The sequence below is a fragment of the Pseudoxanthomonas sp. Root65 genome, assembly GCF_001427635.1.
Classification (GTDB): Bacteria; Pseudomonadota; Gammaproteobacteria; order Xanthomonadales; family Xanthomonadaceae; genus Pseudoxanthomonas_A.
The window spans coordinates 1,312,756-1,333,451 of record NZ_LMHA01000001.1 but is presented as its reverse complement, the minus strand read 5'-3'; the positions used below and the strand labels follow the sequence as shown (position 1 = coordinate 1,333,451).

General features: G+C 62.7%; 22 protein-coding genes and 1 pseudogene. 11 read left to right on the top strand and 12 right to left on the bottom strand.

What is annotated here, in order from left to right; all coding sequences use genetic code 11:
* Window positions 1-249: 249 nt before the first annotated feature.
* The 8 genes from ASD77_RS18065 to ASD77_RS05845 all read left to right on the top strand — a co-directional run bounded on the left by ASD77_RS18065 (window position 250) and on the right by ASD77_RS05845 (window position 6,470).
* Entirely contained in the window at window positions 250-678 is a 429-nt protein-coding gene (locus tag ASD77_RS18065) for a hypothetical protein (protein ID WP_162247601.1), read from the top strand.
* A gap of 145 nt (window positions 679-823) precedes the next feature.
* Window positions 824-1,207 carry a hypothetical protein gene (locus tag ASD77_RS18060; protein ID WP_156383485.1) on the top strand — a complete coding sequence of 128 codons (384 nt, stop codon included), beginning with the start codon at window positions 824-826 and terminating at the stop codon, window positions 1,205-1,207.
* A gap of 65 nt (window positions 1,208-1,272) precedes the next feature.
* Complete coding sequence (locus ASD77_RS18055) at window positions 1,273-1,779, top strand: hypothetical protein (RefSeq protein WP_156383484.1); 507 nt, start codon at window positions 1,273-1,275, stop codon at window positions 1,777-1,779.
* A gap of 71 nt (window positions 1,780-1,850) precedes the next feature.
* Window positions 1,851-2,660 (top strand): hypothetical protein, encoded by an 810-nt coding sequence (locus ASD77_RS05865; protein WP_156383483.1) that lies wholly within the window; start codon window positions 1,851-1,853, stop codon window positions 2,658-2,660.
* Between the two features lie 57 nt (window positions 2,661-2,717).
* Window positions 2,718-3,131 (top strand): hypothetical protein, encoded by a 414-nt coding sequence (locus tag ASD77_RS05860; protein WP_055938661.1) that lies wholly within the window; start codon window positions 2,718-2,720, stop codon window positions 3,129-3,131.
* Between the two features lie 110 nt (window positions 3,132-3,241).
* Complete coding sequence (locus tag ASD77_RS05855) at window positions 3,242-4,147, top strand: hypothetical protein (protein ID WP_162247600.1); 906 nt, start codon at window positions 3,242-3,244, stop codon at window positions 4,145-4,147.
* Window positions 4,144-5,799 (top strand): hypothetical protein, encoded by a 1,656-nt coding sequence (locus tag ASD77_RS05850; RefSeq protein WP_055941093.1) that lies wholly within the window; start codon window positions 4,144-4,146, stop codon window positions 5,797-5,799. Before ASD77_RS05855 ends, ASD77_RS05850 begins: the two co-directional genes overlap by 4 nt.
* Before the next feature lie 143 nt (window positions 5,800-5,942).
* Window positions 5,943-6,470, top strand: coding sequence for a hypothetical protein (locus tag ASD77_RS05845; RefSeq protein WP_156383481.1), 528 nt, complete (start codon window positions 5,943-5,945; stop codon window positions 6,468-6,470).
* Window positions 6,471-6,537: 67 nt separating this feature from the next.
* On the opposite strand, the gene ASD77_RS05840 is transcribed toward ASD77_RS05845, so the two are convergent.
* The 3 genes from ASD77_RS05840 to ASD77_RS18050 all read right to left on the bottom strand — a co-directional run bounded on the left by ASD77_RS05840 (window position 6,538) and on the right by ASD77_RS18050 (window position 8,379).
* Complete coding sequence (locus ASD77_RS05840) at window positions 6,538-7,269, bottom strand: SseB family protein (RefSeq protein ID WP_055938652.1); 732 nt, start codon at window positions 7,267-7,269, stop codon at window positions 6,538-6,540.
* Between the two features lie 3 nt (window positions 7,270-7,272).
* Window positions 7,273-7,548 (bottom strand): BPSL0761 family protein, encoded by a 276-nt coding sequence (locus ASD77_RS17685; protein WP_082563146.1) that lies wholly within the window; start codon window positions 7,546-7,548, stop codon window positions 7,273-7,275.
* Between the two features lie 93 nt (window positions 7,549-7,641).
* Window positions 7,642-8,379 (bottom strand): formate dehydrogenase accessory protein FdhE, encoded by a 738-nt coding sequence (locus ASD77_RS18050; RefSeq protein ID WP_162247599.1) that lies wholly within the window; start codon window positions 8,377-8,379, stop codon window positions 7,642-7,644.
* Window positions 8,380-8,572: 193 nt separating this feature from the next.
* Between ASD77_RS18050 and ASD77_RS05835 the strand changes: the two genes are divergently transcribed.
* The gene (locus tag ASD77_RS05835; protein WP_055938649.1) at window positions 8,573-8,821 is read left to right on the top strand and encodes a helix-turn-helix transcriptional regulator; all 249 of its coding nucleotides are present in this window, start codon (window positions 8,573-8,575) and stop codon (window positions 8,819-8,821) included.
* Here ASD77_RS05835 and ASD77_RS17680 read toward each other — a convergent pair.
* The gene (locus ASD77_RS17680; RefSeq protein ID WP_162247598.1) at window positions 8,812-9,450 is read right to left on the bottom strand and encodes a 3'-5' exonuclease; all 639 of its coding nucleotides are present in this window, start codon (window positions 9,448-9,450) and stop codon (window positions 8,812-8,814) included. The two genes, ASD77_RS05835 and ASD77_RS17680, sit on opposite strands and share 10 nt — an antisense overlap.
* 358 nt (window positions 9,451-9,808) lie before the next feature.
* Between ASD77_RS17680 and ASD77_RS05825 the strand changes: the two are divergent.
* Window positions 9,809-10,648 (top strand): annotated as a pseudogene (locus tag ASD77_RS05825) (PA0069 family radical SAM protein); the annotation flags it as partial.
* Window positions 10,649-10,687: 39 nt separating this feature from the next.
* On the opposite strand, the gene ASD77_RS05820 reads toward ASD77_RS05825, so the two are convergent.
* On the bottom strand, window positions 10,688-11,401 hold the full coding sequence (locus ASD77_RS05820) for a 2OG-Fe(II) oxygenase (protein ID WP_055938644.1): 714 nt from the start codon (window positions 11,399-11,401) through the stop codon (window positions 10,688-10,690).
* Window positions 11,402-11,435: 34 nt separating this feature from the next.
* Window positions 11,436-12,467, bottom strand: coding sequence for a class 1 fructose-bisphosphatase (locus ASD77_RS05815; protein WP_055938641.1), 1,032 nt, complete (start codon window positions 12,465-12,467; stop codon window positions 11,436-11,438).
* Window positions 12,468-12,563: 96 nt separating this feature from the next.
* On the opposite strand from ASD77_RS05815, the gene ASD77_RS05810 reads away from it, so the two are divergent.
* On the top strand, window positions 12,564-13,799 hold the full coding sequence (locus tag ASD77_RS05810) for a DUF4010 domain-containing protein (RefSeq protein WP_162247597.1): 1,236 nt from the start codon (window positions 12,564-12,566) through the stop codon (window positions 13,797-13,799).
* A 130-nt stretch (window positions 13,800-13,929) separates the two neighbouring features.
* Here ASD77_RS05810 and ASD77_RS05805 read toward each other — a convergent pair whose 3' ends face one another.
* From ASD77_RS05805 to acnD, 6 genes are all read right to left on the bottom strand, one after another.
* Complete coding sequence (locus ASD77_RS05805) at window positions 13,930-14,559, bottom strand: response regulator transcription factor (protein WP_055938635.1); 630 nt, start codon at window positions 14,557-14,559, stop codon at window positions 13,930-13,932.
* Entirely contained in the window at window positions 14,556-15,662 is a 1,107-nt protein-coding gene (locus tag ASD77_RS05800) for a histidine kinase (RefSeq protein WP_055938632.1), read from the bottom strand. Before ASD77_RS05800 ends, ASD77_RS05805 begins: the two co-directional genes overlap by 4 nt.
* 81 nt (window positions 15,663-15,743) lie before the next feature.
* Window positions 15,744-16,937 carry a 2-methylaconitate cis-trans isomerase PrpF gene (gene prpF / locus ASD77_RS05795; RefSeq protein WP_055938629.1) on the bottom strand — a complete coding sequence of 398 codons (1,194 nt, stop codon included), beginning with the start codon at window positions 16,935-16,937 and terminating at the stop codon, window positions 15,744-15,746.
* A gap of 33 nt (window positions 16,938-16,970) precedes the next feature.
* Window positions 16,971-17,555 carry a hypothetical protein gene (locus ASD77_RS18045; protein WP_156383479.1) on the bottom strand — a complete coding sequence of 195 codons (585 nt, stop codon included), beginning with the start codon at window positions 17,553-17,555 and terminating at the stop codon, window positions 16,971-16,973.
* Window positions 17,556-17,565: 10 nt separating this feature from the next.
* Window positions 17,566-18,027 carry an SRPBCC family protein gene (locus ASD77_RS05790; protein ID WP_055938626.1) on the bottom strand — a complete coding sequence of 154 codons (462 nt, stop codon included), beginning with the start codon at window positions 18,025-18,027 and terminating at the stop codon, window positions 17,566-17,568.
* A 42-nt stretch (window positions 18,028-18,069) separates the two neighbouring features.
* A complete protein-coding gene (gene acnD / locus ASD77_RS05785; RefSeq protein ID WP_055938623.1) occupies window positions 18,070-20,685 on the bottom strand; it encodes a Fe/S-dependent 2-methylisocitrate dehydratase AcnD in 2,616 nt (871 codons plus the stop codon).
* Between the last annotated feature and the right edge of the window lie 11 nt (window positions 20,686-20,696).

The following is a 20,696-nucleotide window of genomic DNA, read 5'->3' as shown; positions in this document are numbered from 1 at the left end:
ACTGGAGAACGTGCGCTCTGATGGCTAGGAGAGTTGCTCCTGGGGCCCATTCAGGCCAGCGTACTGCCGTCAGCATTGTCGCTGGGGCCGGCTAAACGTCGGCTTGTTAGCCGGACCCAGCCACCCTAAGATCGAGCCGTCTCAAGGGGATAGTCGGCCCTACGGCGGACTTGGATTAGTCGTATAGGTGGGCCCATGGGTCCGGCTACTAGTTAGCTGGGCCCATCTTGGTCGATGCAAGGAGATGTCGTGCAGAACCCACATAACTTCAACGTCATATGCTCATGTGGATTTGAGATGTTGGAGCACAATCAATTTGTCGCTGCGGCAATCAATCTAGGTGTGAACCTTGAGATCCTGGACCAAATGGATCGGTACGAGGCTCAGTCGTACGAGATTGACGAGGACGCCATCCCTACGACAGTTGCAATCTGTGCGAAATCAGCCGGCACGTATCTTTCAATTGCACAGATTAGATTCTTAATTGATGTTGTTTGCCCACGTATCAAGGGTAAAGATTTCATAGTACTTGGATTCTTTGGGCCGCACGCGACAATCGATGAAGCACCAGCGCTAGCGATCAATTCAAACTCTGTCAGTGCAGGAATCTTTGGTGAACTCAAGAAACTAGCTAGCGTTGAGCTCAATCTCTTTATGCTCGAAGGGGCGCTTTCATAGGCCTAACAACTCATTCAAGCCGGCGCCGAATCACGGCGCGGCTTAGTTCAGGCGTTAGGTCTACCAGGAGAGTTCTTTGGATCTTTCTGCAATCACAAGCGCATATACCGCTCTCCAGTTCATGCGGGACTCAATGTCCCTAGCCTTGAACGCCAAGATCGATGAGGAAGCTCGAGCAAAAATCCATGCGGCAATGGATCAGATCACGCAACTTCAAGATGGCTTGTTCCATACGCAGCAGCAGCTACTTGCTCTGCAGCAGACAAATGAGGCCTTGCGCAAAGAGCTTGCTGCGACTTCCGCTTGGGAGGATCGCGCCTGCGAGTACAAGCTGGTGCAAGCTCCGGGAAGAGCTGTTGTGTATCAGTACTCTGGAGAACCACGGCACTACGCCTGTCCAACATGTTATGAGAGCCGCAAGATTTCTCCGCTTCAGGATATGAAACAGCCAAACGGGGACTTCTGGTGCGCGGCCTGCAACAAAAATTTCCCTGTAGATCCGGTTCGCGGCAGGGGCTATCGTGGGTAGCTCAAACAACTCACTCAAACCGACGCCGCTTCGCAGCGCGGACTAATTCAGGCGGAAGGTGCCACATGAAGCGTCTCGTAGCTCTATCAGCAGCCTGCCTGACCTTCACTGCCACCGCTGCGACCCCGTATCACTCCGAGAGCGTCATGCTGCTCCAGCCGGACTCAGTTCTCCAAGAACCAGTTCCCTCGGTGGATGCGCTAGCCAACTACATCAAGGCGGTTCAGGCCACTTCTGACCAGGCTCTGTCGGGGCAGGCACCAAGTCCAACCGGTGGCTATCTTGTGCTGGCCGTCCGTCCCGGCGGCCAATCGATGGTCTGGCTGGACTTCAAGCCTGCGCTGCCTGCCCCAACTGCAGCCAAGCTGCGCGCCGCCATCTTGGCCGTTCCGGCTTTTGAGGCACAGAACGGCGTGGTTGTTATTGCGCTCAACTCATCTCTTTGGGGAGGCCCCGCATCATCTACTTTCACCAGCCCGCAAGAGTGGACAGACGCCATGCAAGGGCATGACGGGCCGATGGAGGTTGGAGAGCTTGTCGATAAGGTGTGGCCCGGTCGGCCGGGCACTTAGCAAATCATTCAAGCCGAACCCGCTCGGCGGATCGGCCAAGTTTAGGCGTGATACGGCATTCGGAGTGCTCAATGACTCTTTGCATCGCATGGAAGCAGGACAATGCAATTCACTTAGCTGCGGACTCGCGGCTGACGATCGCTACAAATTCTTACGCTGACGTTGGCATCAAGGTACTAGCCCTTCCCTACAGAATCCTTCAGCCGGCACATCCGGATCCGTCAAGAGCTAGGAATGTGGCTTACCAGGGGCGGCTCGGGATGTGCTTTGCCGGTAGCGCGGTAAATTCGCTGATGATCAAAGAGTCCGTTGCCGCAGTGCTGCAGGATCTTCAGTATGCGCCAGGCTACACGGACGTGAGTCTGAAGGGGATATGCGAGTTCATCTTCAAAGCTTACAAACTAATCTCCATTGAGATCTGCAAAACCGCAGCAGGCCCTAAAGGAATCGCAAGCTTCATTGTGTGTGGTCAATGTCCATCCACCAGCCTGCTGAGAGCGTTCAAGTTCTCGACCAACAGCAACAATGTGCACTCGCTTGATGAGGTGCTCGTTTCGTCAAATCACGAGTTCCTAGGATCTGGAGCAGCACACGTGGATCCGAAGGCCGCCCTAGTTCGGAACAGAGACTATCTCTCGGTACTTCGCGACATGATCGATGATGAGTCGATAGAATCGGTTGGGGGAAACATCCAGTACGGAACGCTTCACAACAACGATTTCACCGTGTATGGAATCATCGAGTTCAAGGACGGCGTTCACCATTGGCGAGGCGCACTTGACATGAACAGCGACTACTTCATGTCCGCGCAATCCGATCTGATCTCGGGCATCTCCTACATTGACCCCTTCAACACCTTCGGGAGGTCGAGTGCGGTCTAACAATTCATACGAGCCGACGACGCTTCACGGCGCGTTTCAATTCAGGCGTTTGCGCCCATGACCAATGACTCCCTATTTGCATTGATACTTTCGCTGCCTATCGGCATCGTCAGCGGGCTGTATTCCAGCCTAATTGTGACCAAGTATGCGAGGTTCTCTGAGCTTCGCAGAGAAGCACTTCGGATCGTTAGGTCGATCAGCTACATCGGCGACGACATGCAGATGACGGTGCAGGAACCAGCCAATCTGAGCTCCTTGGCGCTAATCGCGAGTGACCTCTATGGACTCGGCCACCGGTCGGCTGGCGATACGGTCAACTCTTTGTATGACGCCATTCTTGGCGCCAACAGGGCGGTTATGTCCGGGGCAATAGACCCGAGAACTTACATGTCTCAGCACGATGATTGGCAGCGTCAAGCTAGAGAGGTCGACCCCGACAAGCGGATCTACTTGCCATGGGGATGGCCGTGAGAATGCGCTGCCTACGCGCCTAAAATTCATTCAAGCCAAAGCCGCTTCGTACCTCGGCCTAACTCTGGGTGTCCTAGATTGTTGTTCCAGCTAACAGTTTGGAGGCCGTTGTGCGAGACGCCGAGGGATTAGACATCTACCTGCAGTTGGCCGCTCACGACCGGGACTACGACCGAGACGTTCTGTTGCTTGCCCGTCTGTCCCAACTCGCTCGTGAAACAGAGCCTAATGGCGAATCGGGTCAGTACGGCACCATCGATATCGACAATAGCCTCCATGCCATCGTGCAGTCGCCCCTGCTGTTCCCCACCGCGCTTTCGCGCTGGCTGACGACCGACGCTGATGTCCGACTGGGCAAGGCGCTCTTAAACCATGCAAACATCACCCATCTCGATCAGCATTTTCCCCAGCCATACGACCTGACCCGGGTGCCGGAGGACGATGCAATTACAACGGCAAGGCGCTTATGCGCGCTAACAGCCGCACCTTCGGTGTCGCTCGGATGGACATTAAGCATGGCGCGTGACTTTCCCGACAGTACTGAAGTTCGCAATCGCGCGATTGAGCTGCTCAACTACCACGTGGAACAGTTGCTGGTCAGCACGGTTGAGCTTCTGGCCGCCGAAGAATCGAGCTTCCTGGACCTTGATGTCTCAACTGAGGCGCTTCGTAAGGCGCGCGACATGCAGCGGGTCCTAGATGACCTACCGCGACTTCGGGAACTGGAGATGACGGCGGACATGCGTCTCTTGCATTCTTCGCTCAAGCGAAGTGAGCACCGAGAAATCCATCGCCGTGCAGAGGAATCCTCTGCATTTCGCGGACTGTTGCATGAAGTGAGGCTCAAGTACGCTACTCGACCCGTCATTGAAGTCCGGAACGAGTTCGGTACGGAAGAGATGGCTTTGCCCATGTCATCGCACGAGCTTAGGGTCGAGCTTCCGCTTTCTGAGCTTACGGATCCCGTACTCGGACTCGTACGGCGCAACCAACTTTGGCGGAGTACCAGTCCATGAGCCTGCAGCTCGTCCTCCAGAACTACATAAGCAGTCTGAGAGAGCGGAACGAGCTAGACGCTCTTCTACCAGAGCTACTAACTGCGATGGGTCATTCGGTACTAAGTCGTCCGCAGACCGGTGTTCCGCAGGCAGGGGTCGACGTTCTGTCGAGCTTTCGAAATTCTGAAGGTAGGGAAGAGCTGTACCTGTTCATCATCAAGTTCGGTGACATCCGTCGAGAAGATCTCTTCACCGGCCAACAGGCCATCGAGCCATCCGCGCGTGAGGCGTGCACCGACTTCGCGCGCAATCGCCTAACAGAGGCTCAACGAGCGCTGACCAAGCACGTTGTGGTCGTCTCAAGTGGGGTCGTTAAGCAAGAGGCTGCAACTGGATTCGCGGGACTCGCGGACGAGGTCAATGCCCGTCCCGGCTTTACCTTTGGCTTCTGGGGTATTGACCAGCTCACGCCCCTGATTGAGAAGCACGTTTTCGACGAGTCACTGCTTCTGGGGCACGCACAGTCCGATCTCCGCGCGGCCCTGGCTGGGCTGAGTGACTCGAGTGCTTCGATCCAGCGCTTCGTACACTTCATTGAGAAGGTCATGACCGCGCCTGCGAATGAGGCTGACGATAGCCCAGCGCCAGCGCGCCGCAAATTCCTACGTCGTTGTGCAGCTGCGGCCATGGGCCATGGTGTGCTGGTGGTGTGGGGTGGCGCAGAGAACAACTTGAAGCCGGCTGTCGTGGCGGGCGAGTACCTTGCGCTAAGGATGTGGTCCGCATCGGTCAGCCTTGGGTTAACGGGTGATTCCGAGTTTCTGCGACGTCTGAATGCAACGATCGAACTTCACGTTCACACCTTGTCGACCTATTTCGACAAGACACTGCCAGCCCTAGGAAACGCACGAGCAATCGCACGGCACCGACCCAACCCAGTTTTCTATGCGGATCTCGTCTTCGATGAGCTGGGCCGGCTTGCGACACTGCTACTGCTTCTCCAGCGCGTCGAAGGGGCTGAAGATAGACGGCGCCAGGTGCATCAGGACATCGTGAAGGTAATCAATGCCAATAGCATTGTTGCAAGGCCCTTGTTGGACGGTCAGGGCATCGACCTGAGTCTTGTGTTTACGGCACTGTTGAAAGAAGGCGCTATCCAGTCTGTGCAGAATCTGGCAATGGGGGTTACGCAGCTCTTGAAGCGGTCCTTGACGACGAATGAGCGCTTGCCGGTCGATACAGATTTGCTTGAAGACGCCGTGGCGGTGCATTTCACCCGCGACGCGGGTGACCGCGACTTCTTCAAGACGACGACGCTCGTGCCCTTGCTGGCGACCATCTTTTCGGTAATGCAAGACGAAGCAGGATTGACGCTTCTGCGAAGTCTCACGCCCCACCTGTCCGGAGTTACCCTTGAGCGCTGGTACCACACCTCTGGCATTGAGACCTTTACCGGCTCAAACCGCGGTCTAGATGCGATTAGCGTCTCGAGGGTGATTGCAGGGTTAGGAGAAGATACTTCTTCGGAGCTTCAGGCATCTCTACGCATTCCAGAGGGTGCAGCAGACCCAACACAACTAGGTTGGTATGCGCAGCCCTGGAGCGTGCTTACTGCTCTGTCGGCGCGATTGCACCGCCACCCCCTGCCGACTTGGTACCTTGCCAGATGAGTTTGAACGAGCCTACGCGCACAGCTAGCGTGATCTCGACCAGAAAGCTGGTTCGATAAGAGTGCTGCCCAGCGCAGCCGACAGGCTAGGGTTCGTCACGGTCTGCTTCAACAATGCCGAGGGCAGAATCAGAGCCTAATGTGTTGGCCGACATCGCCGATACCTTTGAAGATCGCAACGCAAAGGAGCACTCGATGACCTTCAGAAGGGAAGCGGTACACGTAGGTGGGGCGCTAGGGCTGGCTTTGATCATTCTGGGTGTAGTGATCGTGGAGTCCATCATGGCTCCAGTGATCCGCGGAGTCCTGGACGGCGCATTTTGGTGCTGCATGTTCGCCCTAGCCGTCTCGATGCTGGTGCTCACCCTGATGTACCTCAAGCAGATCGGTACGACCAAGCGCATGCGTGTGGTCTTCAGCCTGTCCGTCATCGTGATGAGCATCCTCACGCACTCACTCTTTGGCCTCGTGATCAAGACGTTCGCACTCTATGATCCCGCTGCCAGTTCAGCACTAGTGATGTTCATCTACTCGCTTCTGGCGCAGCTCGTTGAGGCCTCGCAGCTCGTTGCTACCTTGGTAATGGCTGGACTGGCCGTCGGCCTGCTGATCAATACGTTTCCTGGTGTATCAGACGGTCCGTCGGAGTCAGCAGTGGCCACGGGTAGCTGATAGTCCATGTCTCAAGCGCACGATCCCGGCTCAGCTCGCCCTCCAAGCCCATAGCGGATTCGTAGGCCTAGACCCCGGAAGCGAACACCGGCATGGCACCAATCTCATCCAAAAAGCCCGGCTTGGCCTGCGCGATGTCAAACACCGCCACGTCGACAATGTCCTCTGGCCGTGGATCCAATGCCTGAACAACAGAGACAAGATGCCGTGCTCCGCGCTCCATCTGGCGAGCTTCCACGCCCGCATAGATGAGCAGACTTGGTCGGCTTGACCTCCCATCCACTGCGCGCTTCTCAAGGAGATAGATCTCCCTGATGAAGGGAGGCAAAGGTACGTTCCCGTCTAGCGCTCTGATCAAGTTGTCAGGCGCGGACGTGGCGGGGCGTACATCAACGGGCCCCTCGCCCAAACTGACTTTTTCGAACGTCTCTAGCGTCCCTGACTGCAGCAACGTGGCCACCTCCTCGGGAAACAGCACAGCGCCACCGTCGTTAGGGTTGACCATCAAGGTGGCCCCTCGCGTCTGCTCAAACAGCGTTGTGCAAGGAAGCCTGATAGTCCGCAAGCCATTGAAGCTAGATCGCGCGGCGCGTTGAGCCGAGGTGAAGAAGGGAATCGCGTCGTAGCCATCCGGGTGCCGAAACTGGATCAGCCTCACATTCTTGGAGTCATCGGAGACGGGCACATAGGCGTAAACCATGGCGCGAATGAGGCAAGAGAAGAAGCGCGACTCGTTGGTATAGCTCTGCATCCCTTGCTCGAACCAGTGTTCCAGCTCGCCCTCGCTTACGGTGGACATCTCTTAACCCCCAACGTGTGGACCATGCGTATAGCCGCGCAGCCATTCCGGATCGAACTCGGTCACAAGTAGGTTCGGACGAAGCGGTGACTTAGTGACCTCCTGCAAGCGTGCCTCGTTGGCGGCGATCGCTTCAACATCCGATATCGACGGGAAGTGTCTGAGCAATCGATACGCTTCCGTGCGTACCTGCTTGGGAAGGGCCATGTTGGCGGCAAGGTCGCGAAGAAAAGCACCTGTTTGGATGAGGTGTCGGGTTCGTTCAATTGGCATGGTCATAGAGATCTCTTCCGCACTTGGAAGCGCAGTGGAAACAGCCGAAAAGGGTCGCCTTCTGCAAGCATGCTTAGCGATATCGCGAGGCGGCCGGCGTCAGGCCTTGCCTGCCGCTTTGCTTTGTCCCAGTGCATCAGCTGATCGTCCAGGCCGGTCTGTCCAGTAGGAGAATCCGACAGGCAATAGGGATGAGAGGAAAACGTTCAAGAGGATAGGCTTCTTCCACTGAGGATCAGGTACAAACTGGTACTCCTCGGCAGACAGCTCATTGTTGGCCGACCTGGAGGCAAGCCAGCGCGATCGACGACGCATCTCCTCAAGCATTGCGGCGCGAGCCGCATCCTGGTCCATCCCAGTGCGAAGAAGGGTTGAGGCCGCGCCGCGCGCCGCATGCCAAGCCAGGTAGCGCTTACGAGCCAAACTCAAATCCGACCAGTCATCTTCAAGGGCATGCACGATGAAGGGGGCGCTTGCCGGATCCAAGGTGTGGCGACGTAGCAGGTGCGCTAGGTATGTCTCAATCTCGGCCGCTGACAATGCTTCCCAGAGCTCAAGGGTCGGTCGCACAGAGTCCTGATGGGATGCCAGATCTAGCATCACTGTCTGCAGCGTGGCTTGGAGATGGTTTCGCTCACCCCAATCGGTGAGGTAGCACCATCCCAGGGGTTCATAGAGCGCGCGACGGATGCCGGACTCCTGTCCTGACGCAGGACGCAGAACCTGACTTTCCTCCAACAGCCGGAAGAGCTTCTGGCTTAGCGCCGTCCCAGTGCTGAAAGGAGCCTCGACTGTCGTCGATAGCTCAAGCGCGTACCACGCACCAAGCCGCAGCAATCCTAGCGACTGTGCAAATGGCACGAGGTCGCGAGCGGCGGGCAGCAGAGTCGATTGGGTGCGGACACATGCCATTGCACCTCTCGCGGGTAGTCGGGGAGCTTATCAGTGGGCGGGCGAGTTTTCTACACAATTTTCATGTAATCGGTAGGTGCGCCATAGATTCCCCAGTCGTCCAGGACTGGCGGCGACCATGGCATCAAAGACAATCTATCGGGAGGAGTATCGACGGCTGGTCGAGAGTCTGAGAGGGCGCCGCGAGGAGCTGGGGCTGTCGCAGGGCGAGCTAGCTCGCCAGCTGGGGTGGCCCCAGCAGCGGATCTCTGCCGTCGAGGCGGGGGCCCGCAGGCTGGACGTGATCGAGTTCTTCGAGCTCACTTCAGCGCTCGGGTTTAGCCCAGCCCGTGCAATGAAGCTGGTGCTTCCAGCCGGTCAAGGATGACCTCCTACCAGCAGGCTCGGATGACGGCGCTGAAGTTCAATAAACACGCAGTGGGATGCAAAAGCGTCATTGGCGGCGTAGACAAGTTGGGCTGGTCTAAGGGGCCGCGCGCTCCAATTGGACAGTTGAACGGACTTGGATTTCCCAAGGCGTTGTCCCAAGACGATAGCCACGGAGGCCTGAAGGCCCACGCGCTGTCGGTAGCCAAGCTTGCGCACGACGGGAGCAAGATCTAAGGACCCCCTTAGCTTGATCTTGTACTTACCGTAGAGCGGCCTCCGATCATTTGCTAGGCCAAATCCAACTTTGAGAATGCCTTCGGACTCAAGGAGTGGCGCCAAAAGCTCCCTCGTCCACACGCCCTCCGCAGGAATGCAGTAGGCGCTATCGGAAGTGGCAAGTTGGATCAGGTGAGGTCCAGTCCTGACTTCACCGGCCACAAAGGTCGGCTTAGTCTCCGTGTCGAACCCGAGCGTTCGTTCAAGCTTGAGGACTTGGAGCGCGGCTGCAGCAGCCTGCTCGCTTTCAATCCAATGGACACTCCCTGCGTCCAGCCCGGCGAAGGGCGGTAGGGAAGCCATGAACTCGCGAGTCGGGTGAGCGAGCTTCGGTCTTGGCAGGTCTTGCATTGCTAGATCAGTGCGGCTGGTGGGAGTTTCCATTCTGCCGAGGTTTCGTGTGGCCATCCCACTGTTCATGTGCCGCGCGATGGCTAGGTAATCATGGCCTAGGCCTGGCCGTTGCCTAGAGACAATGCGGCTACCTCATCAGAAACCTGCTTTTCGCAAGTGCAGCTGATTCATCCGGCCGCAGCTTCGGGGCAATCTCAAATCCCCCCCCAACCTACCTTACGCGTCCCCCATGGGACCTCTAGGCTAGCCGCAAGCTCGGCCAATCTCGCGCACTTTGACCGAATGGCACTCCAGATCCCCGTTCCAGGCTCCCTCGAGCAAGTGAACAAAATTTGGAGGTTCCATAAAATGCTGGTGCAGTTACTGCTTCGCCCGTCCGTCGCACGCCTACCTCGATCTCTCGCCCGGGCTGGACTTCGAAACGAAGATCTTCGCCAAGACCAATGCACCGGAGATCCTGCGGCGTGAGCTGGCCAAGCGCGGTTACGAACCGCGTCCGATCTCGCTGGGCATCAATACCGATGCCTACCAGCCGGCCGAACGGAAACTGCAGCTGACCCGCCGCATCATCGAGGTGCTGGCGGAAACGAAGCATCCCTTTTCGCTGATCACCAAGAACGCGCTGGTCGAGCGCGACCTGGACCTGCTGGCGCCGATGGCGCGCGAGCGGCTGGTGCACGTGTACTTCTCGATCACCACGCTGGACAACACGCTGTCCTCGCGGCTGGAACCGCGCGCGTCCGCGCCTCACAGCCGGCTGCGGGCGGTGAAGCGGCTCAGCGAAGCGGGCGTGCCGGTCGGCGTGATGTTCGCGCCGGTGATTCCGTGGGTGAACGACCATGAACTGGAAGCCGTGCTCGAGGCGGCGCGCGAGGCCGGCGCGACCGCCGCCGGCTACGTGCTGCTGCGCCTGCCGCATGAAGTGGCGCCGCTGTTCCGCGATTGGCTGCAGACGCACCTTCCGGATCGTGCGGCGCACGTGATGAGCACGGTCCAGCAATTGCGCGGCGGCAAGGATTACGACAGTCGCTTCGGCACGCGGCTGCGCGGCGAAGGTGTCTATGCCGACCTGCTGGCGCGACGCTTCGCGCTGGCGCTGAAGCGGTATGGCTTCGCGGGGCGGCGGCATCCGCCGTTCGACGTGACGCGCTTCGTGCCGCCGCGCGCACCCTCGCCGCAGGGCGAACTGTTCTGACGCGCGTGCGGCTCAGCGACCTACCGCCGCCAACCCGCTTCAGCCGCCGCCGTACAGCCGTTCCGCGCGCTGGAACAGCACCCAGCTGGTGGCGATGTACTTGTCGCCGCCGAGCGGACGGTTGCCGCGGTGCGTGTGGGTGAAGGCGGTCGGCGCGATCAGCAGGCTGCCGGTGCGCGGCACGATCTTGCGGCCTTGGTGGAAGAACTCGGTTTCACCGGCCTCGAAGCCATCGTTGAGATAGAGCGTCCACAGCACATGGCGATGCAGCGTCTCGGCATCGGCGGCCTTCGGAAACAGCTCGCAGTGCCAGTACGGATAACCGCCTTCGCCGGCGGCATAGCGTTGCAGGTTGATCTTTCCCGGGACGAACACCTTCATCACCAGCTTCATCAGCGCGGCATCGTCCATGCCCGCAATGTCGTCGTGGCGCAGCCGCCGCAGCGTGCCGTCCGCATCCGGCTGCTGCAGCATCAGCGGTGCGATCAGACTGAAGGGGTAGTTGCGCAGGTACTGCTGCAGCCCGGCCAGCACTGCCAGGTTGAGGCGCTGTTCCACGTCGCGCCACTCGGCGACACCGCTGATGCTGATGTCGCGGCTATGTTTCAGGTCCGGATAGAGGCCGCCGCCGACCCGCCCCGGCTGGTCCTGCCCGCTGGCGTCGAAACGCGCCACGATGGCGCGGCAGGTGTCCGCGTCCAGCGCGTCGGGGTAGACCTCGATGAAGTCGGACGGATCGGGGCTTGGCGTCATGCCCGGATTCTAGCCGCCGCCCCGCGCATTGCCGTCACGCCGCCGCCGCGTCGTGCGCCCGGTGATAGCCGACGGCCGCTTCGACCTCCTGCTTCGAGCCCAGGAATACCGGCACGCGCTGGTGCAATTGCGTGGGTTGCAGCGACAGGATGTCCTCGCGCCCGGTGCTGGCGGCGCCGCCGGCCTGTTCGACCAGCATGCCCATCGGGTTGGCCTCGTACATCAGGCGCAGCTTGCCGGCCTTGCCCGGCTCCTTGCGGTCCCAGGGATAGATGAAGATGCCGCCGCGGGTCAGGATGCGGTGCACGTCGGCCACCATGCTGGCGATCCAGCGCATGTTGAAGTCCTTGCCGCGCGGGCCGTCCCTGCCGGCGAGCAGGTCGCTGACGTAGCCCTGCATCGGGGTTTCCCAGTGGCGCTGGTTGGACAGGTTGATGGCGAACTCCTTCGTCTCCTCCGGGATGCGCATGTCGCGCTGGGTCAGCACGAACGCGCCCTGTTCGCGGTCCAGGGTGAAGGCGTGCGTGCCGTTGCCGGTGGTCAGCACCAGCATCGTGCTGGGCCCGTAGATGCAGTAGCCGGCGGCGACCTGCTCGCGGCCGGGCTGCAGGAAGTGCTCGTCGCCCGGGGTGGTCACGCCGTCCGGACAGCGCAGTACCGAGAAGATGGTGCCGACCGAGACGTTGACGTCGATATTGGAGCTGCCGTCCAGCGGATCGAACAGCAGCAGGAAGCCGCCGCGCGGGTAGGCGTCCGGGATCGGCTGGCTGTGGTCCATTTCCTCCGACGCGCACGCAGCCAGGTGGCCGCCCCAGGCATTGGCCTCCAGCAGGATGTCGTTGCTCAGCACATCCAGCTTCTTCTGCGCCTCGCCCTGCACGTTGCCGGTGCCGGCGTCGCCCAGCACGCCGCCCAGCGCACCCTTGCTGACCGCGATGGAGATGCTGGTGCAGGCGCGGGCGACCACCGCGATGAGCTGGCGCAGGTCGGCGCTGATGCGGCCGGCGCGCTGCTCCTCGATCAGGTAGCGGCTCAGTGAGACGGCGGACGGAGCGGGAGCGGGCATGATGGGGTCCACGGCGAAGGTGCGCGCATTGTCCGGGTTGACGAGACCAATGCAAGACCACTCGCTATGCTGGCGGCCCTGGACGAGGAAGGCAGGATGGACGAAGCGACTCCCGGCACCTGGCTGGCCCTGTCCTCGGCGCTCGGGCTGGGCCTGTTGATCGGGCTGGTGCGCGAGCGCAGCCCCGGTCGTGCGCACGGCATTGCCGGGTTGCGCACGCATGCGCTGGTGGCACTGGGTGCCGCCGTCGCTGCATCGCTCGGGCAGCCGGTGGTGCTGGTCGCCCTGGCGGTGACCGGTCTGCTGGCGGCCATGGGCTACCGTGCGACCCGCCGCGACGACCCGGGTCTGACCAGCGAGGTGACGCTGGTGGTGACCTTCCTGCTCGGCGCCCTGGCGATGCGCACACCGGCGCTGGCGACCGCGCTCGCGGTGGTCGTCGCCGTGCTGCTGTACGCCAAGCAGCCGCTGCACGAACTCACCCGCGACACCTTCAGCGAGCGCGAGGTCTTCGACGGCCTGCTGCTGCTGGCGTCGGCCCTGGTGATCCTGCCGATCCTGCCGGACCGCCCGATCGGTCCGTTCGACGCGATCAACCTGGCGACGATCTGGACGCTGGTGGTGCTGGTGATGGCGGTCAGCGCGCTGGGCCATATCGTGCTGCGGCTGGTCGGCAATCGCTGGGGACTGGCGGCCGCCGGCTTCTTCGCCGGCTACGTGTCGTCGACCGCGGCGACCATCGGCTTCGGGCAACGTGCGAAGGAGACGCCGGCGCTGCTGCGCTCGGCGGTGGCGGCCGCGCTGCTGTCCAACCTCGCCTCGCTGACGCTGTGCGTGCCGATCCTGTGGACGGTGTCGCCGCCGCTGGTGCGCGACCTGCTGCCGGAACTGGGCGCGATCGGCGCGGTGCTGCTGGCCGGCGGCCTGCTGGGCCTGCATCGCAGCGAAGACGACGCGGTGAAGCCACCGACGTCGGAAAGCCGCATGTTCCGCTTCGGCCAGGCGCTGGGGTTCGCGCTGCTGGTGGCGGCGCTGACCTTCGTCGCGGCGGCACTAGCCGCCTGGATCGGCCCGCGCGGTGCGATGGCCGCAGCCGCGATGTCGGCGATGGCGGAGCTGCACGCCGCGGTGGCCACGCTGGCCACCCAGTTCGCACGGGGCGGACTCGCAGCGGACGAGGCGCGCTGGTGGATGCTGGCGTTGCTGGCGGCGAGCCTGATCGCCAAGTCGGTGATCGCCTGGGTCAGTGGCGGCGCGGCGTACGGCATGCGTGTCTCCGCAGGCCTGATGGCCGCGCTGGCGGCGGGTGCGGCGATGGTGTGGGTGTTCTAGGGTGCGGGTGATGGTGGGTGTGGGAGCGACGTCAGTCGCGATCAGCCATCCGCTGGAAAAGCATCGCGACCGACGTCGCTCCCACAGGAGGCATCAAGAACCCACAGCAGGCACCCCGAAGCCGGCGCCCTCAGATGATCCGCAGCGTGATCGCCTTCAGCACGGCGCGGGTGCGGTCGCGGGTGCCGAGCTTGTCGAGGATGGTGGAGACGTAGTTCTTCACCGTGCCTTCGGCGAGGAACAGCGTGCGGGCGATTTCCTTGTTCGAGTAACCGCCGGCGAGCAGGCGCAGGATCGCAACCTCGCGCTCGCTGAAGGTGTCGGTGGGCGCGGCCTCGTCGTGGAAGCGGTAGCGCGCGCGGACCGGATCGGTGCTGACCGGCTGCAGCAGCGTGTCGCCGGCGGCCACGCGCCGGATGGCGTCGTGCAGGTCTTCCGGCGCGGCGTCCTTCAGCAGGAAGCCCTGCGCACCCGCTTCGGTGGCCCGGAGCAGCAGGTCGCTGTCGTCGAAGGTGGTGAGCAGCAGCACCGGCGTGCGGTCGCCGCGTTCGCGCAGCGTGATCAGGGCATCGATGCCGTCCACGCCGGGCATGCGGATGTCGCTGAGCACCACGTCCACCGGTTGCGATGCCAGCTTTGCCAGCAGGTCGGCGCCGTCATCGGCTTCGAACACCACCTCCACCTGTTGCGCCTTCAGCAGCGCGCGCAGGCCGGCGCGCACCAGCGCCTGGTCGTCCGCCAGGGCGACGCGCACGCTCATACGGGCAGCCTCACGTCCAGGCGCAGGCCGCCGCTCGCGCTGCTGCCGAACTGCAGCTCACCACCCAGCCCAGCAACGCGTTCGCGGATGCCCGACACGCCATTGCCTTCGCGCATGCAGCCTTTCATGCGGCCATCGTCTTCGATCTGCAGGTGCATGCCTGCGTTCTCCTTCTTCAATGACACGGTCAGCGTCTGCGCACCGGCATGGCGTGCCGCGTTCGTCAGGCACTCCTGCACGATGCGCAACAGCGTTTCGGCAACGGCGGGGTCATCGACCTTCACGCCTTCCTGGATGTTCAACGCCAGCGCGGGGCGCGGCAACGGCGCTGCCAACGCGCGGATCGCCGTCTGCAGGTCCAGCCCGCGCGCATCGCGCAGGGCCTGCACCACGTTGCGGATGTCGTCCAGCAGTTCGGTGGACAGTTGCTGGGCCACGCGGACCTCGTCGCGCGCGGCGAACACGGGGTCGCTGGCCAGCGCGCGCAGGTTGAGTTTCATCGCAGTGAGCTTGTGGCCGGCCACGTCGTGCAGTTCGCGCGCCACGCGCAGTCGCTCGGCATCGCGCGCGCTGTCGGCCAGCAGGGCGCGCGTGGCCAGCAGGTCCGCGTTGACGCGGGCGAGTGCATCCCGGGAATCCTCCGCACGGCGCGCATAATGCACGCACAGCCCGGCGAGCGCCTGGAAACCCATGTTGATCAGTGTCACCGTCAGCGGCGCACCGAAATCGTTCTGCGCCATGAGCAGGTAGAACGCCAGGTTCAACACCAGCGTCGCGCCGATCACCCAGCGCGGCCCCAGCAGGTTCACGGCGCACGCAACCCAGATGACCAGCAGCACCTGGGCCGTGCCGATGCGCGGCGTCAGCGCGGCCAGCGACAGCGCCAGCAGCGCCATCACGCACAGCGATGCCAGCTTGGCGGGGCGCCATGCCTCCGGCCCGGTGGCCAGGAACAGGAATGCGGCGGCATAACCCGCCCACGCCGCCACCGCGAGCGGCAGCACGTCGTCCGGCATGAAGCGCAGTCCCAAGGCAACGGCCGCGAGCGTGAACACGCCGGCGAGCGTCATGGGTTCGCGAAGTCGGGTCAGGGCGGTCCACATGCGCCCATGCTGTCGCCTGCCCCGCGCCGAGGCAATGGCTTCGCCGCAAGTGGTGACTTCCGGCAGGTCAGCTGGATGTCGTCAGAACGCGTCGCCCGGCACGCGCACGGTGCCTTCCATCAACACGCGCGCGCTGCGGCTCATCACCGCCTTGGTCACCACCCAGGTGCCGTCCACCTGCTTGACGTCGGCACCGACGCGCAGCGTGCCGGAGGGATGCCCGAACACCAGCACCTCGCGCGTGCCGCCACCGGCCGCGGCATTGACCACGGTGCCCGGCACGGCGGCGGCGGTCGCGATGGCCACCGAGGCCGTACCCATCATCGCGTGGTGCAGCTTGCCCATCGACATCGCGCGCGCCAGCAGATCGATGTCCGCCGCGTGCACGGGCTTGCCGCTCGACGACACGTAGTCCTTCGGCGGTGCGACGAAGGCAACCTTCGGCGTCAGCGGACGCTTGGCCGCGGCCGCGACATCGGCGACCAAGCCCATGCGGACCGCACCCTGCGCGCGGATCGCGTCGAGCTTCTCCAGCGCCGCTTTGTCCTCGTTGATCGCGCCCTGCAGCTCAGTGCCGTCGTAGCCCAGCGCCGCCGCCTCGACGAACACCACCGGTACGCCGGCATTGATCATCGTGGCCTTGAACACGCCCACGCCGGGCACGTGAAGATCGTCGACAAGGTTTCCGGTCGGGAACATCGCGCCACCGCCGTCGCCATCGCCCTCGTCTGCCGGATCGATGAATTCCAGCTGCACTTCCGCGGCGGGGAAGGTCACGCCGTCCAGCTCGAAGTCGCCGGTTTCCTGCACTTCCCGGTTCGTCACCGGGACATGGGCGACGATGGTCTTGCGGATGTTGGCCTGCCAAATGCGGACGGTCACCACGCCGTTGTCGGGAATGCGCGCCGCGTCGATGAAGCCGTTGGCGATCGCGAACGGGCCCACCGCCGACGACAGGTTGCCGCAGTTGCCGCTCCAGTCGATGAAGGCCTGGTCGATCGGCACCTGCCCGTACAGATAATCCACGTCATGCCCGGGCTGCGAGCTGGCCGAGATGATGACCACCTTGCTGGTGCTCGATGTCGCCCCGCCCATGCCGTCGGTGTGTTTGCCATAGGGATCGGGTGAACCGATCACGCGGCACAGCAGCGCATCGCGCGCCGGTCCCGGCACCTGCGCGCGTTCGGGCAGGTCCTGCAGGCGGAAGAACACGCCTTTCGACGTGCCGCCGCGCAGGTAGGTGGCGGGGATGCGGATCTGGGACTTGGACGACATAGGAATCTTCCGTTCTCTGCTTAGGATGGCTGATCAAAACAGCAGTGGTTGCGTAACCGGCGGATCAAGTTCTGGCAGTAATGGCCAGCGCCCGATGACTTCGTAACCGTAGGGATCGCCGCCGCCTATCACGAGGCATAACTCATCAATCGTCCACGGGATAGTGGGATCAACGAGCGTGTTGGAAAAGGAGCGATCGGCGTTGTAACTCAAGGTGATGTGGGGTGTCACCCCGGTCGCAATCTGACCTAAGTCGTTAGAGACCAGCTGATTCTTCACCTGCAGTAACAGACGAGAGAAACCCTTGGGCGTCCCGAAAGCCCGCAACGTGCAATGTTTCCTGCCTACTGCGAGATCCGGACCTTCCACTCGATTGAAATCCAGCGTGCATGCATGTGCCGAGAGCTGATCACCCACTCTAAGAAGCGCGTCGCACTCGTCCTGCGTCGGATCGAAAAACCTTTCCGAGAGAGATTGATGCCAGTTTCCGGGACGGAACAGCCTGCTGCCCAACTTGTCAGTGACACCGAGCTGGTCGAGCTTAGCAAGTGCATGCTTCCGCCACGCTAGTGACGGAAGAGACGCGAGGAAAAGGCGCGGTTGTGCAGGTTTCTTCATGGGAGAAGGATCAAGTCCCGTCAGGAATCTCCGGCTCCACCAGCTTCGCCAGCAGCTCCAGCGACTCTTGCCAGCCCTGGTAGCAGAAGTCGACCGGGATGGCGGCGGGGATACCTTCCTGCATGACGTTAAGCTCGGTGCCGACGACGCTCTGCGTCAGCGTGACCGTGACCTGCATCTGGCCCGGCAGGCCGGGGTTGTCGAACTGATCGGTGTAGCGCAGCAGTTCGTTCTCCACCAGCTCCACGTAGGTGCCGCCGAAGGAGTGGCTGGAACCGGTGCCGAAGTTGGTGAACGACATGGTGTAGCCGCCGCCCACGCGGGCGTCCATCGAATGGACCTTGCCGGTGAAGCCGTGCGGCGGCAGCCACTTCACCATCGCGTCCGGGTCGAGGAAGGCGCGGTAGACGCGCGACGGGGGCGCGCGCAGCACGCGATGCAGGCGGACGGTACCTGGGGCGTTCTCGGACATGATCGGACTCCTGTTCGTGGATGTACCGGTACGACGAACGGGTCAGGCCGCTTTCGACGCGTCGAGGAAATCCTGCGCGAACCGCTGCAGGACGCCGCCCGCCTCGTAGATCGACACTTCCTCGTCCGAGTCCAGCCGGCAGGTCACCGGCACCTGCACGGTCTCGCCGTTGGCGCGGTGGATCACCACCGTCAGCTCGGCGCGTGGCCTGCGCTCGCCGACCACATCGACGGTCTCGGTGCCGTCGATCCCGTAGGTCTTGCGCGTCTCGCCAGCCTTGAACTCCAGCGGCAGCACGCCCATGCCGATCAGGTTGGTGCGGTGGATGCGCTCGAAGCCCTCGGCGACGATCGCTTCCACGCCGGCCAGCCGCACGCCCTTCGCCGCCCAGTCGCGCGAGCTGCCCTGACCGTAGTCGGCGCCGGCGATGATCACCAGCGGCTGCTTGCGCTCCATGTACGTCTCGATGGCTTCCCACATGCGCACCACCTGCCCGTCAGGTTCGATGCGCGCCAGCGAGCCTTTCTTGACCTCGCCGTCGATCACCGCCATCTCGTTGACGAGCTGCGGATTCGCGAAGGTCGCACGCTGCGCGGTCAGATGGTCGCCGCGGTGCGTGGCGTAGGAATTGAAGTCCTCTTCCGGCAGGCCCATCTTCGCCAGATACTCGCCGGCCGCGCTGGACGCGAGGATCGCGTTGGACGGCGACAGATGGTCAGTGGTGATGTTGTCGCCCAGCACCGCCAGCGGCCGCATGCCGCGCAGCGTGCGTTCACCGGCCAGCGCGCCTTCCCAATACGGCGGACGGCGGATGTAGGTGCTCTGCGGACGCCATGCGTACAGCGGCTCGACCTTCCCGCCATGTTCGACGCGGACGTTGAACATGGGGTTGTAGACGGCGCGGTACTGCTCCGGCTTGACGCTGGCCTTGACCACGGCGTCGATCTCCTCGTCGCTCGGCCAGAGGTCCTTCAGCGTGATCGCGTTGCCATCGGCATCGAAGCCCAGTGCATCCTTCTCGATGTCGAAACGCACGGTGCCGGCGATGGCGTAGGCGATCACCAGCGGCGGCGACGCAAGGAACGCCTGCTTTGCATACGGGTGGATGCGGCCGTCGAAGTTGCGGTTGCCCGACAGCACGGCGGTGGCGTACAGGTCGCGGTCGATGATTTCCTGCTGGATCTTCGGATCCAGCGCGCCGCTCATGCCGTTGCAGGTGGTGCACGCGAACGCGACGATGCCGAAGCCCAGCGTCTCCAGCTCGGGCAGCAGGCCCGACTCTTCGAGGTACAGCTGCACGGCCTTGGAGCCCGGTGCGAGCGAGCTCTTCACCCACGGCTTGCGCACCAGGCCCTTCGTATTGGCGTTGCGCGCCAGCAGCGCGGCGGCGATGACGTTGCGAGGATTGCTGGTATTGGTGCACGAGGTGATCGCAGCGATGATCACCGCGCCGTCCGGCATCAGGCCCTGCGCTTCTTCCACCCGACCCGAGGCCAGTTTGGTCTCGTCGGCGATGCCGCGTTCGGCCAGTGCGCTGGTCGGCAGACGCTTGTGCGGGTTGGACGGGCCGGCCATGTTGCGCACGACGGTGGACAGGTCGAAGTGCAGGGTGCGTTCGTACTGCGCGGTCGTCAGGTCGTCGGCCCACAGACCGGCGGTCTTCGCATAGGTTTCGACCAGCGCGACCTGTTCGTCGCTGCGACCGGTCAGGCGCAGGTAGTCCAGCGTGTTGTCGTCGATGAAGAACATCGCGGCGGTCGCGCCGTACTCCGGCGCCATGTTCGAGATGGTCGCGCGGTCGCCGATGGTCAGTGCCGCTGCGCCTTCGCCACGGAATTCGAGATAGGCACCGACCACCTTCGACTGGCGCAGGAATTCGGTCAGCGCCAGCACCACGTCGGTCGCGGTGATGCCGGGCTGCGGTCGGCCGCTGAGTTCGACGCCCACGATGTCCGGCGTGCGCATCCACGAGGCGCGGCCAAGCATCACGTTCTCCGCTTCCAGGCCGCCCACGCCGACGGCGATGACGCCCAGCGCGTCGACATGCGGCGTGTGGCTGTCGGTGCCGACGCAGGTGTCGGGGAAGGCCACGCCGTCCTGCACGTAGACGACCGGCGACATCTTCTCCAAGTTGATCTGGTGCATGATCCCGTTGCCCGGCGGAATCACGTCGACGTTCTTGAACGCCTGCTTGGTCCAGTCGATGAAATGGAAGCGGTCCTCGTTGCGACGGTCCTCGATGGCGCGGTTCTTCGCAAACGCATCCGGATCGTAGCCGCCGCACTCCACCGCCAGCGAGTGGTCGACGATCAGCTGCACCGGCACCACCGGATTCACCTGCGCCGGATCGCCGCCCATGTCGGCGATCGCGTCGCGCAGGCCAGCCAGGTCCACCAGCGCCGTCTGCCCGAGGATGTCGTGGCAGACCACACGCACCGGGAACCACGGGAAATCCAGGTCGCGGCGGCACTCGATGAGCTGGCGCAGATAGTCGTCGCGGCGCGCGGGATCGGCGCGGCGCACGATGTTCTCGGCATGCACGCGCGCCGTGTACGACAGCGTGGCCCAGGCGCCGGCCTGCAGGGCATCGACGGCGGCGCGCGCGTCGTAGTAGTCGAGCGTCGTGCCCGGGAGCGGGGTGCGGTAGTCGGTATTCATGGCGTGCCGTC